Source organism: Psychrobacter sp. 5A.1 (assembly GCF_030407455.1).
Taxonomy (GTDB): Bacteria; Pseudomonadota; Gammaproteobacteria; order Pseudomonadales; family Moraxellaceae; genus Psychrobacter.
On the sequence record NZ_JASDDJ010000024.1, the window covers coordinates 19,820 to 35,427 of the forward strand.

The 15,608-nt window shown below is 44.0% G+C and carries 10 protein-coding genes; 1 reads left to right on the top strand and 9 read right to left on the bottom strand.

All coding sequences use genetic code 11. From position 1 onward, the window contains the following. Window positions 1–64: 64 nt before the first annotated feature. A complete protein-coding gene (locus QL982_RS07160) occupies window positions 65–1,342 on the bottom strand; it encodes an aspartate aminotransferase family protein (RefSeq protein ID WP_290161506.1) in 1,278 nt (425 codons plus the stop codon). Window positions 1,343–1,620: 278 nt separating this feature from the next. Beyond that, the gene (locus QL982_RS07165) at window positions 1,621–2,532 is read right to left on the bottom strand and encodes a LysR substrate-binding domain-containing protein (RefSeq protein ID WP_290161508.1); all 912 of its coding nucleotides are present in this window, start codon (window positions 2,530–2,532) and stop codon (window positions 1,621–1,623) included. A gap of 446 nt (window positions 2,533–2,978) precedes the next feature. Between QL982_RS07165 and QL982_RS07170 the strand changes: the two genes are divergently transcribed. Next, window positions 2,979–4,274: a dicarboxylate/amino acid:cation symporter gene (locus tag QL982_RS07170; RefSeq protein WP_290161510.1), complete on the top strand. Its 1,296-nt coding sequence runs from the start codon at window positions 2,979–2,981 to the stop codon at window positions 4,272–4,274. Window positions 4,275–4,345: 71 nt separating this feature from the next. Here the strand turns inward: QL982_RS07170 and QL982_RS07175 are convergent, their stop codons facing one another. The 7 genes from QL982_RS07175 to QL982_RS07205 form a co-directional block, all read right to left on the bottom strand. Then, complete coding sequence (locus QL982_RS07175) at window positions 4,346–6,721, bottom strand: TonB-dependent receptor (RefSeq protein ID WP_290161512.1); 2,376 nt, start codon at window positions 6,719–6,721, stop codon at window positions 4,346–4,348. 375 nt (window positions 6,722–7,096) lie between these two features. Then, on the bottom strand, window positions 7,097–7,762 hold the full coding sequence (locus QL982_RS07180; protein WP_290161514.1) for an RraA family protein: 666 nt from the start codon (window positions 7,760–7,762) through the stop codon (window positions 7,097–7,099). Window positions 7,763–7,766: 4 nt separating this feature from the next. After that, window positions 7,767–9,884 carry an IucA/IucC family protein gene (locus QL982_RS07185; RefSeq protein WP_290161516.1) on the bottom strand — a complete coding sequence of 706 codons (2,118 nt, stop codon included), beginning with the start codon at window positions 9,882–9,884 and terminating at the stop codon, window positions 7,767–7,769. Between the two features lie 4 nt (window positions 9,885–9,888). Then, a complete protein-coding gene (locus QL982_RS07190) occupies window positions 9,889–11,838 on the bottom strand; it encodes an IucA/IucC family protein (RefSeq protein ID WP_290161518.1) in 1,950 nt (649 codons plus the stop codon). A 120-nt stretch (window positions 11,839–11,958) separates the two neighbouring features. Continuing rightward, window positions 11,959–13,458: an MFS transporter gene (locus QL982_RS07195; RefSeq protein ID WP_290161520.1), complete on the bottom strand. Its 1,500-nt coding sequence runs from the start codon at window positions 13,456–13,458 to the stop codon at window positions 11,959–11,961. Continuing rightward, complete coding sequence (locus tag QL982_RS07200; protein WP_290161522.1) at window positions 13,458–14,060, bottom strand: GNAT family N-acetyltransferase; 603 nt, start codon at window positions 14,058–14,060, stop codon at window positions 13,458–13,460. The genes QL982_RS07195 and QL982_RS07200 overlap by 1 nt, the downstream gene beginning before the upstream one ends. 69 nt (window positions 14,061–14,129) lie before the next feature. Continuing rightward, window positions 14,130–15,527 carry a SidA/IucD/PvdA family monooxygenase gene (locus tag QL982_RS07205; protein WP_290161524.1) on the bottom strand — a complete coding sequence of 466 codons (1,398 nt, stop codon included), beginning with the start codon at window positions 15,525–15,527 and terminating at the stop codon, window positions 14,130–14,132. Window positions 15,528–15,608: the final 81 nt, after the last annotated feature.

Sequence of the window (15,608 nt, forward strand, 5' to 3'; positions counted from 1 at the left end):
TTTATCCTTTTTATAGCTACTGAGAGAGCCTATTGCTGGTAACTCATTTATTAGTAATTTGTGCTTAAGACCAGTCGACTGGATTTTGATTAGGAATCGTACGTAATACGTCTCTTAAAATATCAAGGCCAGCTTGTAGCGTTTCAGGCTCAATGGTCAGCGGTGGTAACAATCGAATGATATGACGGTGCTTGCCACTTGGCATAAGCAGTAAGCCTCGCTTTCGTGCTTGGGTTAGTACGTGAGTCATCACACTAGGATGAGAGCCATACTCCGCATGACGCAGCTCAATACCACGCATCGCCCCAATACCCGTGAGACCATACAGCCAAGGGCAAACGCCTTCCGCCTGCCATTGCGCGATACTTGTTTCAATCACTTGCGCATAGTGCTTCGCAGATGCCCATATCTCATCCTCTTGCATGATGTCTATCGTGGCATTTGCCGCTGCACACGCCACTGGATTACCAGAGTACGTACCGCCCAAACTGCCTTTAGGCAGGCCATTTATGACACTGGCCTTGCCTACAACCGCACCTAAGGGCAAGCCGCCTGCGATACTTTTGCCCAGCAGTATCATATCTGGCTCAATGCCCAAATGTGAAAAGGCAAAAGGTGAACCAGTACGCCCATAGCCTGATTGGATCTCATCCATAATCAGCAAGATACCGTGCTCATCACAAAAGGCGCGCAGGTACTGAGCAAAAGAGCGCGACATTAATTGAAACCCGCCCTCCCCTTGTATGGGCTCTGCGATAATCGCCCCAATATTATTGATGTCAGTTTCTACTTCAAACAAACGATTTAATGCATCGATTGCCTGTTGGTCGCTCACCTCATTATCTGGACTAGGGAAAGGAATGTGATAGACACTGCCGGCTAACGGCCCCAATCCTCGCTTGTAAGGAGCAACTTTACCATTCAAGTTGACAGCAGCAAGTGTCCGTCCATGGAACCCACCATCAAACGCAATGACACCGACGCGCTGGGTTTTGAGACGGGCAATTTTTATGGCGTTTTCTGTGGCTTCCGCACCAGAATTGGTGAGCATGCCCGAGAGCTCACCACTGATAGGAATGAGCTCGCACAATCGTGGCATGAAGGTTTGATAGGGAGTGTGAGCAGCTGCATTGTAAGCATAATGAATGAGCGATTGGGTTTGATTGATAATGGCCGTCACGATGTGAGGGTGGCAATGTCCGAAGTTCAAGACGCCAATACCACCCACAAAATCAATATAGCATTGGTCGTTATTATCCCAAACTTTTGCATTTTTACCTTTGGTTACGGTGATGGGATGCACCATCGTAAAAGCATCAGTAACGTTGTATAGCTTATCCATTAAGAGTCTCTTATCTTCCTTAAATGTGACCCTCATTTCAGCAAAACCTGATGCACTCAGCAAACGAATAATAGTTGTGCTTTCATTCCTTTTCGTCATTGTGGTAAAAATCAAAGCTAAAACAAGAAAGACCTAAGCATAAATATATGTTCAATCAAAGTCTTATGAAGCCTTTCAACAAATTCCAATTAAACACACTTGCACTGATTACTATCGATTAGCGGTAAATATTTATCTGACCAACAAGCACGATTCGTTTTTTAACGGTTCAATATGCCCTAAGTTTCAAGATAAGCAGATATCCAATTTATAATGACTTTTATTCTGTGTGATTCACCAAGTGATAATGGATAGGTCATATAATAAGACCCTCTGCCTTTTGCAGCATAATCCCATGCGGTGACCAGCGCCCCTGACTGCAGCTCACGCTCTACCAAGCGTAGCGGTACCAGCGCGAGACCATACCCCAATAATGCCGCTGATATACATGCCTGAAACGTATCAAAACGTGGGCCAACGAACGTCGTGTTAACACTGATATCCTGTTGATCAAAATACTCATGCCATGCATTTAAGCGTGAGTTGAGGTGCAATAAGGTACAATTAGCGACAGTGCTCGTGAAGGGTTTTTCGTCTTTTAAATAATCAGGATGACAGACAGCCACACTGTATTCATCAAACAGCTTAATCGCTTCCATGCCACCCCAAATACCCGTACCATACAAAAACGCGATATCGACATTTTGGTCTTCAGAGAAAAACGGTCCAACCTGTTCTTTGATTTCTACGTTGATTAAAGGATGCGCCTCATTGAACCCACTCAACGCAGGAATGAGCCAGCGTGAACAAAACGTTGGGTGCGAGACAATTCTCAACACCTCAGTATTATCACTGTGCGACACTAAGTTGGTCGTTGCCATCTCGATATGTTTTAGTATATCTAGCACATCCAGATAATACATCTTGCCAGCAGGCGTCAATGAGATTTTTTGCGGTGTTCGATAAAACAGAGCAATATTTAGCACTTCCTCTAGCTGCGCGACTTGCTTACTGATGGCGCTTTGAGTCATGTGCATCTCTTGCGCGGCATTGGTAAAACTTAAGTGTCTAGCCGCTGTCTCAAAACATTGTAAAGCTTTGGTGGAAGGATATTTTCTAAAATCTAGCGAACTGTTGGTATCCGTTTTCATAACTTATTTTTAAATCCAAAATAGTAATTGTGGTTAAGGTCTGCTGGTATAATCCTGCCTCGCTTGCTGTGTACAAAACACTCCAAAGGCTGTAAAACCTATCCCAACCATCCTGTATCCGCTTTAAATTGATCGACTATATATCAAGTAAAGCGCCTAAGCATTCGCTAAAAATAGGCGCACATTCCTCCATTAGTAAGAAAAAAAGGAATGCTCGCCATCATTTAATTCGCTTGTTTCAGTGATTGTTGGTGTTTAGTATCCTTACCTTAAGGAAAAATTCTAATATCACATGTCTGAAAACTGACAGCATCCGTATCAAGCCAAAGCGTTTGAATCATACAGGACTGGACAATGGAATGTCTAAAATCGAAATATTCTCTTGCCCATCTCGACATATCCTTTTAAAAGTCAGTGACAGATATTGTAAATAACAGGAGATAGTAATGGGAATAATTTGGCGTTGGTATACCAGCATGTCATTCATGGTAAAAATGACGGGCGGCTTTTTAATAGGTATCTTTTTGGCACTGGTACTGGGCGAGCACAGTAGTTTTCTGTCACCGCTTGGAACCCTGTTTTTAAACTTATTAAAAATGGTCGTGATACCTCTTGTTCTTTTCTCTTTGATGGTCGCCGTCAATCACTCCAACCCTAAAGAGCTCGGTCGTATAGGGCTAAAAATATTCCCCTTTTATATCGTCTCAACGGGTATTGCGGTGGTCGTTGGTATTATTTTGGCAAAAATGACCAATCCTGGTGCAGGATTTTCGTTGCCCACCGCCGTCACTATGGACGCCCCTGCCCGCCCGTCTTTCATTGATACCTTACTGAATATGGTACCCAGCAATATTTTCCATGCTTTTGCTCAAGGTGATATTCTCGCTGTCGTATTTGTCGCGGTTATCTCTGGATTGGCTATTTTATTCATGCGCCATTCGGCAGATGAGAAGCAACAAGAAATGGGCGATTTTTTATTCAGACTGCTCGAAGCTTGCAACGAAGTCGTCTCCAAAATACTAAGCGGTATTCTATTATATGCACCGATTGGTGTATTGGGCATCACTGCCAATACCTTTGGTACGCAAGGATTGGACGTCGTTATTGCGCTGGGTAAATTTATTGGTACGTCATACCTTGGCGTCATCATATTGGTGGGGGTTGTGTTCCCAATCATGTTGAAACTGTTTGGCGTGAAAGTCATTCAATTCTATAAAAACATCAAAGAAGCGGCCTTTACCTCATTTGTGACCAGCAGTAGTCTGAGCACGCTACCGATTACCATTAAATGTGCAGAAAAAGCAGGTATTGGTGAGCGTGTTGCCAAACTGACATTGCCTATTGGCGCAACCGTAAATATGAATGGGACGGCATTACGTTTTGGTGTCGCTGTTATTTTTGCAGCAGAAATCATGGGCATGTCACTGTCGGTACCTGAATTGGCCACCATTGTCATCATTGGCACTATGGCTGCGATTGGTACGGCTGGTGTGCCAGGTGCTGGATTAATCGGTATGTCTATCGTCTTTACCCAAGCGGGATTGCCTATTGAAATCGTTGCGCTCACCGCAGGTATCAATATTTTGGTCGATATGATCTTCACCTTTGGCAACGTCGTTGGTGATTTAGTGGGCGCCAAAATAGTAGATCAGACTGAGAAAAAAAGTGTTTTTGGCACCTTCGCTGGTGATAAAACAATGCCTCAAACGGACCGTTCAAACTTAGTCGCTACCGACACGTAAAATAAGCACATTAAAAAACCCTTCACGCTATAAAAAGTTAGCATGAAGGGTTTTTTTAATGCGTTGGTTTTTTAGTAATCGACGGTATAGCTTAGACCATAAGTCGTGCCCGAGGCAGGTAAGCGGTTCAAGTCACCAAACGTGGTTTGATGATAGACCGTTAGATAGTCTTTATTGAGTAAGTTATAAATACCATAACCTACTCGGCCGACTGGCATTTTTACTTGTCCTAACACATCAAGTGTCATATAGCCTGTCACAGGTAATGCACTAGAGTCAGCGTCTTTTTGTTGATCCTTAAAGGCTCTATCATCACCGCCCATCGCCAGTGCTTGCAGACGTATGTTGCTGCCTTCATCAAAGTTATATTGAGCAAATGCAGTGCCTTTTAGCGGTGTCAAACGCACGGCATCCAGCTCCAGCCAGTCACCATCTTTGTCATATTGACCACGGGTATAGGCCACACTACCGCCCACTTGCCATTTATCACTAATGTCATGGCTGAGCGACCCTTCAACGCCATAGATGCGCTCATCGGTATCGACAACCTCGACAGTATAGCTGTCTGTAAAGCGTACTACTTTATCTGATTCGTTATAAAAACCACTCAAACGGGCAGCGGTATCGCCATGTTTGCCCTGCCAGCCAAACTCATAGTTGTTAATCGCAATTGGTTGTACGTTGTCTGAATTGACCACAAATCCTGCACGCACATCACGCAGCGCACGTTGTATATCTGCGGTGGTAAACCCTTGTGAAAAATTGGCAAAGACTTGGTCATTTGGTGTTAGCTGATAGCTCGTACCGATGTTGAACAAGGTTTTGTCATGGTCGGTGTTGCCTTTTTCTACGGTTCCTGCTTGATAGTCAATGCCATAAGCTGCGCTTGTTCCGCTGATAAGAGGATCATTAAAATACTCTTCAAGCAGTTGCTCATAGATAGGCGTGAAGGCCTTGGTTTCTGCTTTGAGCTTTTGGTAACGCACGCCAGCACTGGTATGCCACTTATCCGTCAAGTCTACATCCGCATTGACAAAAGCGCCCCATTTATCAATGGTGGTATCTGGTCCGCCGTTATAGCTAAGGCCATTTGGCTGAGCGCTTAGACCGTTGCTGGCCTTAAATTTATTTAAGTCTTGTCCGTCGTAAGTTTGCTCGCTTTTTTCGCGCTCAATATCCACACCATAGCTAAACAGTGTCTTTTTACCCGCGATTTCACTATCTGTTTGCATAGCAGCACGCAAACCCATGACTTCGATATCCGCTTCTGACTGAGTCACAAATACGGCGGCATTTTTAAGCTTTTTCAGCGTGGCTTTGTCAGTAAGGCCATTCGCCTGCCATACTTCAGCTGCTTGGCTTCCTGCACTTTTGGCAGAAGGATAAAAACGGCCTTTTTCGTCACGATAATAACCAGTAACACTCAGATTTGAGCCTGCAATATCATCATTATTATAGTTTAGGTTGACTGATGTCTTAGTCGTATAAGGCTCGTTTTTTACATTCGCGCCATCAATAGCTTTTAGAGAGGGTGTCTCGCCAAATAATACGCCTAAACCCTTACCATAGTCTGGGCCATAGTCGGTGTCCTGCTCATCTTTATAATAAGTCACGGCGAGATCAAGACGTTGGCTATCAGTGAGCTCCATACCTAAGCTACCGTTCACACTCAAAGCTTTGGTATCTTGTTGATCCGTTTGGTTGGCGTCTGGGCTGATACGATCGCCATGACTATCAAACTTGCCGCCTTTGCTATCATAGTCGACATCTAAACGCCCATAAACCCGCTCGCCACCATATCCTAAAGTTTGCCCTACGTGATAACCCAATGAGTCTGACTCAAAATCTCGGCTGCTACTGATGCCGACTCTGGTCTGTCTGATCGGGCCATAACCCACGAGAGATTTTGTCACAAGGTTGATAAGACCACCTGCCGCGCCAGCACCATAGATACTGGTAGCACCCGAGAGCACTTCTACCCGCTCAAGCTGCGCAGGATCAATACTGTTTAGCTCGCGTGATAGGCTACGTGAGCTGCTCAACGGCACACCATTCAACAAAAACTGCACAGGGCGGCCATGCATGGTGGTGCCGTAGTTACTGGTTGAGCCGCTACTCGCCCCCAAGCTCGGAACCAGCTGTGCCAATATGTCGCCAGTGGTACGGTCACCCGTGGCTTGCATCTGAATCTCGTTTTCAGTAATCACTTGCGTGACGGCTGGCATCTCACTGATTTTTTGCGCCAGCGCAGTCCCCGTTCTGGCTTGTGCAGTGACGTTTATGGCGTCTAAAGTCACATTGGGTGTCTCAGTTGATGCTGCACTCAAAGCCAGCTCTGCTGAAGTATCTTCAGCCACAGATGCCGTATTATCATTGGTTTGTGCATATAACTGCTGGCTAATACAGAGGGTTAGAACGGATAGAGCAACTTGATGATGGCTTTTCATAATTATTTCACTTAGGTTATTTCACTTAGTTGGGTAGTCAAATAGTGGTATGCGTTATATTTAGCTAATAATACTGTGTGTACTAACTTTGTGAATCGCATTCTAAATGATAATCGTTTTTATTTCTAGGTGTATTTACAATAATGTAAGTTTATCTTCTCATGGTATTAGGATGTGTCCTCAATTCAATCGATAATTATCTAAATGGGTTAAAAATGGCTAAATCTTGCCAAATGGCGTCAAATAGCTGACTAATATCTCGATATTATCTGCGCTATTTTCCTTGTTTGACTGCAATTTATCTCATTTTTATCACCATTTTTAAAATGAGGACACGCCCTAGGGTGTATCCTCATCTCAAAATAGCGACACGCCCTAGCTCTCAAACAACTTATCTAGCTGATTATTACGATACGCCTCAAAAAATATCTGAAACTTCACCTCATCTGATTTGTGCTTTTTTTGACAATCTGATAATAGCTGCTGCGCGACATCAACAGGCAATATAAACACACCATCATTATCCATAATGGCAATGCCGCCTGTACGGATAGGCGTGGTCTGCTCACCAAAGCGATAGGCAATATCGGATGCTAGCGTGCCTTGTATGTGATTGCTTTTAAAGGTGGTCACAGCACTGACACCTTGTGCAAATACAGGAAATCCCAATTGTTGAATTTGTACCGAGTCAGTTGCCTGTCCAATGACAATGACGGCGGATAGCTTCTCATAGATAGCCGCGCAAGTTCGCAGTGCTCCCCAACATGCTTTGATGCCTAATACTTGAGCATCAATACATAACACATCATTAGGCGCTGCTTGAATCAATGCTTGGTTGATTGCATCCGTATTATCCGAGGTTAGTTGCACCGTAAACACTCGGCCTACTATAGTATTTGAGCAAGGATTAAGTGGCTTAATATCTGGTAAATACCCCTCTCCCGTCAGATGACCAATGGTTGAGGTACCTATCTCTTTATAACTGTCTATAAGGTCGTGAATATCGATGTCATCCATTATGTTCTCATCATGGTATTTCATAATTTTAACCACTGTTCCTGATACGCTTGAACGGATTGTTCGTTTTACTTTCTCCCGCTGGCATACTGCCATGAGGATCAGCGCCACGGGCAATCACAGGCAATAGCAATGTTTTATGCGGATAGTGTGAACTGCTTAATAATTCGTCATGAAGTATCTGACGTTGATCGTCATCAAAATCGATAGTCACTAAGGATTCCTCGATACTAGTCATTGCCTCGTGCCACAGCGTATCTTCATTGATATGATAGTGCTCAACCAATGACTCGATAATCGCTCGAATATTGACTAATAACCCTAATGACTGTAGATAAAATATCAGCGCTTGCGGCGTCTCTCGATATAAACGGTTTTTAAAATCTGGTGGGCTTAGATACTCAGGATCTGATATTTTGTGGCGTGCCAGCCATGGTAGATGGATGCGTACGGAATCATGGTCACGTAGTAACAGACTCGTAAAACGATTGTCTTTTAATACGATAACAATATTTTGCCCATGCATCTCAGGCGCAAACCCTAGGCGTAGACAGCGCAGCATCGTTCCCAAAAACACATCACAAAGGTTTTTAAAACACGCTATGACAGCGAGTTTTTTATTCTGTGGCGAGCCTTCTTGAAAGCTGTCTTGAGCACTGTTTTGGCTACTATTCTGGGTAGTACTATCAATACCCTCCTGAACAATGCCGTCAAAAATGTGATGGCTAACACCTTGCTTATAGACCAACATACCCAAGCTTGCCATCGGTAATAATCGAATCGTATCGTCACATAGATCTGCTGGTAATTGACGTAGCATCGCGCCTAGATGCGTGGGCTTTTCTTGATAAAATTGCGGATTAATAGCGCTTTTATCATGCAAATGAGACGGAGACATACAACCCCACCACAGGCGCTCATCCCATAACCGTAGCTGTGCTGATAGTACAGGGTCTAACGTTCTTGCCTGCATCAATATGGCTTGGTTTTTTTCACCATTGATCAGCTTGAGGGCTGGCAAGTAACGCTTTGAGTTCAGTGCATACACACCTATAGGCAGCTTAATGCTATTTGGCGTATCAGCATCAATTAACATACTGCGCATGGATGAGCTGGCATAAGTGATGAGCGCATCAAACTTGAGGGCGACAACTGTGCCATTGGCAAGATCGTCGGCATACATCTCATCAATTACATGAGTCATTTGCCAAGGGTGTACGGGCATCGCAATGTGCGTGTCTGCAATACCTTTGTCATCTAGCTCTCGCATCAACTTCTGCTGCTGCGTAGTATCCAAAAGATATTTCGCTGGGTTTTGCGTTGTTGTGTCTTGAACATGCTCTGCCACCATGACATGGCTTTTGGCAATGGCGACCCATACCAGCGTAATGGGCTGGTTAAACTCTGCCATATAGCGTTTATATTCTTGTGCAGTAAAGCCTAATTTGCCTTTAGCCAATGGATGAAAAGGACGATCCATCAGTGAGGCCCACTGCTCCGCCGCAATCAAGGTTTGATGCCAATGCGTATGCTGACATACTGTAGTCGCGATATTTGCAGTTGCTGATTGTTTCTGAGCTATAAAAGAAGCCTCTAAGCTCTCTTTTAGCTTTAAGACACCAACATCAGATAATGCGGCACTATCCATCATTGATAAGAAGATATCTAACAACTGCTGTGCTGAGCCTACTGGCTCTAGCAAAGCGCTGTTCACATGATGGCTATTATTAAGGATGCTATTAAGATTGCTGTTAAAACTGAGATTAGCGTTATGTATGACAGGGAGACAAGATTTAGACAATCGCCACGGTGACGCGTAAGCAGGCTCTACCAATAGTAACAACTGTCTATCTTGGTCAAGTTGCATCACCATCAATGGGTTATCTTGGTCAAAGAAGTCTTGATACTGCTGTGGTAGCGACGCTAAAAATTGATGCTCGTCTTGAGCTTGAGTCGTCTGATGATTTGCCAAGTACTCGGTGGTAGTTGTCACTTGAATAAGTTGCTCATCCACCCACTGCTCTAATAGAAAGCACTCTACTAAATGGCTAATCAGCGACCATTGAACAGCCTCGACATCTAGCTCAGGGTTTGCATCAAGGTGGCTGTTTTGCGCATAAGTTTGCACAGGAAATAAGGTATGCATCGTTTTACCCCCGACTTTTAAACAATGGGTTATTGATGTATTTAATCGGGAATGCTTTATCTCCGAATAATCGGCGCTTAGCCAATGACTCAATGCGCGTTTGTTCAGCGAATACATCAAACAAGCCGAACCGTACTTGATGCTCTGGATGAGAGGTTTGATAGTCGATCACGCAGTCAGCAACCTGTTGCCAAAACGCCACTTCAGCATAGTGATAATGCGTCTGCATAAAAATTGCGATGTCTGACAACGCCACAAAGAATAAGCAAGCAACCGTCATATCACGAATACCATCGGTATCTTCGGTCTCGATGAATGAGCCTCTATTTAAGGCAGCATGGGCAGGTGGCAAGCTATAAAAGTCTGGACGCAAGTGTTGTTGGGTCAAATGATTAGGTGAATAGCGAACCCCGTCATGCAAGTCTTTTAGTAATATTTTTATGGGATAGCCATCTTCATGTACCAAGACGATGTTTTGCGCATGGCATTCTAGTGCCACACCATAACCAAATAAGATATGCAATAAAGGGGTGATAGTGATCTTAATTAACTGCGCAATCCATGTCTCTACGCCATATTTATCAAGCCAAGGTGCTATTAAATGCGAGCCATCAGCATTGACATAGCTGACACCATTGAGCGGAAATGCGGTTTGACCTTTTGATAGATACTGACTGACGTTTTCTCGCCAAATCGCAGCTAGCCCGCCATACATATTTGGATGCTGGTAGCCGCGCGCGCGTAACGCCTCATGGTCGAGACTGACACCAACGGTCTCACCTAAAAACGCAATGGGTAATGCTTGGGCTGTCTTATCATCTGCAATCAGTTGATTCAACCAAGTGGTGACAACAGCCGCATTCATCACGGTATGCTTTGCCAGTATTCGTGTGCTTGAGGTATTAATCAGGTGCATACTTAGTTTTAGGTAGGCTTTATCATTAATAGTGTCATTGTTACCATTGTCATCGCTATTACCAAGCATCGTCAGTGAGCGAATAGACTGCTGAGCACGATATTGATGACCTGCACTACCTAAGTAGATAACTTCTTGCGTGGCAAGCAGTGGCTGTAATGCTTGAATTAAAGTATTTTGCCATTGCCAAGGATGCGCAGGTATCAGGCAATAATTATTAGCCGTCTCGTCTACTTCATGACTAGCTGTACCTTCGTCTTGCTTATTTGTGATTGTAAGTACTTCTGTGAGTTTGGCATTGAGTGCATCAAATTCATCCGCACCCACATAATCTTTCACCCATTCGTTTATATCGATACCAGTAGTGGTATTGCTCACCAGTAGCTGTTTTTTGACCGCCAACCACACTACGTCGATGTTTTGATCAAACTCTGGGCCGTAGTCATAGTTATCTTGCAAATCAAAACCAATACGAGACTTAAAACACGGATGATAAGGATGCCCTGCCGTCAAATAGCCTTCGAGTTGCTCATAAGTGAGTTTATTAATAGCTACAGGCACATTAGAAGCCAGTATCTGAGACTGTGTTTCGTTCACTAAGGTATGGCGCAGCTCTTTGATAAAGCTGTCTTTGAGTTCTGCACCCTCAATGTTGAGCAAGATATCACTGATTACATGCTCAAGAATGGCGTCTTCGGCAACACCGTTAACCACTCGCTGCACATTTAACTCATTCAAACGAATGATGTCAAAACTATAATGAATATAGCCTTGCGCGGTATAACGGACATCATCACTTGCTTGTATGACAAAATTCAGCAGCGTCTCGTTGCCAGTACTTTCATGAGTGGTGTTCGCACTTTCAGATTCAAACTCAATGATATTTTCATATAGTAATGCTTGTAGCAATTGCTTGATCACCCGTTGCTCAGCGCGTGCTATAATTTTAGAATTAACAGGTGCTTGCCACGGTTTAGTTGCATAAGTGACATTTGCACTATTATTATTTTTGGTAGAGTTTGCTAGATGATTGGACATAGGTATAAGCTTCCTGTCTGAAAATTGAATCAAATAAAAGTATGAATTTAGATGCATATAAAGCGAATGATAATTATTTACGTTAATAAGTTAAAGTAAACCCCGATACGGGGTATTTGTTTATGAGGATCGTGGTAATTTGCATGCTGAAGGAATTGTAAATAATAAAATCACCGCGATGACCACCAGTATTTCTTGGATCGCGCTTGCCATACCTTGACTACTACCTGATGCTAATAACTGCGCACTTCGACTGTCTATATAAAGGGTGGACAGCGTGATAAATATGGTAGAGATGATGCGGCGACTGATGTTATTAAGGGCGGCGCCTTCAGTGACTGATTCTTTGGGTAAGCTACTAAACCCAACGGTAGTGGTTGGCAGGTAAGCCAAACCTACCCCAATACCTCGCATACTCATAATCAACATTAATAGCCAAAGCGTGGGCTGATACAAGCACCATGCCAGCATCAAAGTAGATAGCGCACTAATCGCAATTCCTACGATGCCAATCCCTCTGGCACCTTGCTTATCTACCATCTTGCCAGCGTAATGCGTGGTGATACTGGCCACGAGCGTCGCGACCATCAGGACAACACCTGTCCATAAAGCACTCTCGCCCATCACGTCTTGTATCAGCACGGGTAATAGTAAGAGACACAGCATCAAACCGACTGTTTGGCTAATGCTGATGATATTACTGTGCAAATAGGTTTTATTACGGAACAAGCGCACGTTTAATAACGGATATTTCTGACGCCGCTCATATGCCCACCAAGCCATCGCGGACAGTAAAAATCCGACAGACAATAAACCCAACGTGGCTATCTTTAATAATCCGTCACTGCTGAACAATCCACTAGTGAAGTCTATTTTCAGCGTGCTCAGCCAAACCATCATCGCAAGCAGCCAAGTGAGTAAGCTGATAAACCCGATGATATCGAAAGGACTTTTTTTATCATGTGAGCGCATATCAGGTATTAACCACCACACCATCGCCATGACCGCCGCACTGAGTGGCAAGGTAATGGCAAACAGTATCCACCACGCAAACTGCTCAACCAAGTAAGCACCGACCAAAGGGCCAAACGCCAACGACATCATAATAACAATGCCCCATAGCGCCATTACTCTGCCGTGCTGCTGCTGCGGATAAATCTGATACAGCATACCAATAGACAGTGGAATGATCAGACCGCCACTCAGTCCTTGTATGGCCCTAGCAATGATGACAAAGCTCATGCTAGACGCTAGCATGCCAATGACTGAGCCCAGCATAAATCCGAAAATTGCCGCCAAATAAACATGCTTAAAAGGAAATTTTTTGTTTAAGTAGCCGCTTAGCATCAGCCCCACACTCATGGCCAAGACATAAGCATTTAACACCCAGCCGCCCATCACGATATCGACATCAAACACCGACATAAAGACAGGAATCGCTGGATTGAGCGCGCTATTGCTAAAGCTGACGACCGTACCGCCGAGTAGTAATGTCAGTAATACCTGCTGTACCTGTTTGTCGGTCAAGCCATTACTACTACTTTGAGAGGCTTCGCTTATAGGCGACTCATTTGTAGATGCCTTATTTATAGGGGCTTTATTTATAGGGGCATTGCTCATTAAGCAGTGGCACCATAGAAATTCAGATACCCTCTAGATTCTAGAAACTCATCGCGATTGCAAAAATACAATGAGGCGGTTTTTTCTGGCATTTCAATCAGACGTTGTACGCGATAAGCGAAGCTATCAGCAATCCATTGGTACACCTCAACCTTACTATCCGGCTCGACTACGATTTTTTTGGCCTCAGTATGCTCAAATATAAACTTGCTGATCATCATGCCTGTTGGCTTGAGATAGCCTTTGCCAACCACCGCTGGATCGCCAAGCAAAATATGCCAGCCCATGTCCGTCTCTTTGGCTTTGTAATACTGAGACAACCGGTCACGAGCCGTTTCATAAATCTCTGTATAGCCAATCGGCTTATCATCACAAAGTATGAGGTAGAGACGCTGATGGTCATCGGCCAGCATTTTTTCAAAATGGGTTTTTAGCTGCGGCATCGGGAGATGTAGCTGCCACTGATCAACCACATGCTCAGCATGCATCCACTTATACAGTAATGGCATATCATCTGGGTAGCTGACAGGTCGCAATGCAAACGTCTTTTGATAAGCTTCAATGCTAAACGTATCGGGTAGGTTTTGGGTGATAGTCGGCATGACTTGCTCCTAGTTATTATTTTGCTATGTGGTTAATATGGTTTTGATGGAATAGGATGCTTATAAAAACTACGCGCCAAAATTTTGAAATACTTTTAAGGCATCGGTGTCGTAAGTCTGCTCACCTGTTAACTGATTGACGATACACCCTGCTCGATAAGCCCCCAACCCCAAGTCTGGTGCGCCAACGCCATGGGTGTGCACCTCTTGGTTTTGTACAAAAATTTTGCCATCAGTCGCGATGTTTTTTTGATGCGTCAGCACATATTTCAGTGCATAGTCTCTATCAATGACTGGCTGATCAAATTCATCGTGCGCGATGCTAGGTAGTAGCGTATTTAAGCACTCAGGCAGACCGTAACGATAGCCTGTACCAGCAATCACACAGTCATACTCAGCAGTGAAATCTTGATTCTGTTCACGCTGTTTAACTACCAGTTTTATGGTGTCTGCCGGCTCTGGCGCTTCTAGCATTGTTGTCAGCGTTGCCTCAACCACTTCACAGTTAGACAGCAACGTCGAATACAAATCTTGATTGGTAATACTACGCTCATAGAGGCGATGATAGATATCACGTATGGTCTCAAAGCCCATGCCTTTATAAAGTAGATCTTGCTTGGCAGTGACTTGAGGCTTGGTTGCTGAGTCTAAATGATAAAAGTAATCTGTATACGCAGGGCTAAAATACTCCAAACCTAATGGGGAGTACTCCATGGGAAAAAATCCTGCCGAGCGAGTCATCCAATCTAGCTGAAACTTAGGGTCGTCATTAGTACTATCATCGCCATCAAACTGCTGATCAAACAGCGTTCGATATACCTCTGCTGAAGATTGCCCAGATCCCAACACTAACACTTTTGTCAGTTTGCCTTCAGTCTTGGTGCTATTCACATCAAGGCTACTAGCATTATTGAGGCTATCCAAGTCAAAATTGTCTGCAAAATGGGCAGTGTGCATACAGCGGTTAGGCGCTTGTTTGGCAATATCTTGCAGCGATGGTGGTAGCGTGGCCTGTGTTCCTGTTCCTATGACCAGATTTTTAGCATGATAGGTGTTTTGTGTACCTTGTTCAGAGACTGTCACTACAAACCCATCATTGCTATCGTCAAACGCCACGTCTATCACTGCCGCATCAAAATTCAGACTATCCAGCTGCTCTGCTACCCATTGGCAATAATGATTGTACTCTTTACGATAAATTTTAAATTCTTCTAAAAAGTAAAACTTGAGCAATCGGTGCTGAGTATGCAAATAATTCAAAAAAGAATACGGACTGGTTGGGTCTATCAATGTCACCAAGTCTGCCATAAAAGGCACTTGTAGTGTGGTGTTTGGCAATATCATGCCTTTATGCCAATTAAACTCAGCTTTTTGCTCAAAAAACTTGGCGGTTACGTCGGTCTTTGTCAGTAATGCCGCCAAACTTAGATTAAACGGCCCTACGCCAATACCAATAATGTCTAACACGGTCGCCCCTTAGTGATTTGGTAGTCACATTAATTCTGATGCTAGGGCGTGTCCTCATTTTAAAAATGGTGATAAAAATGA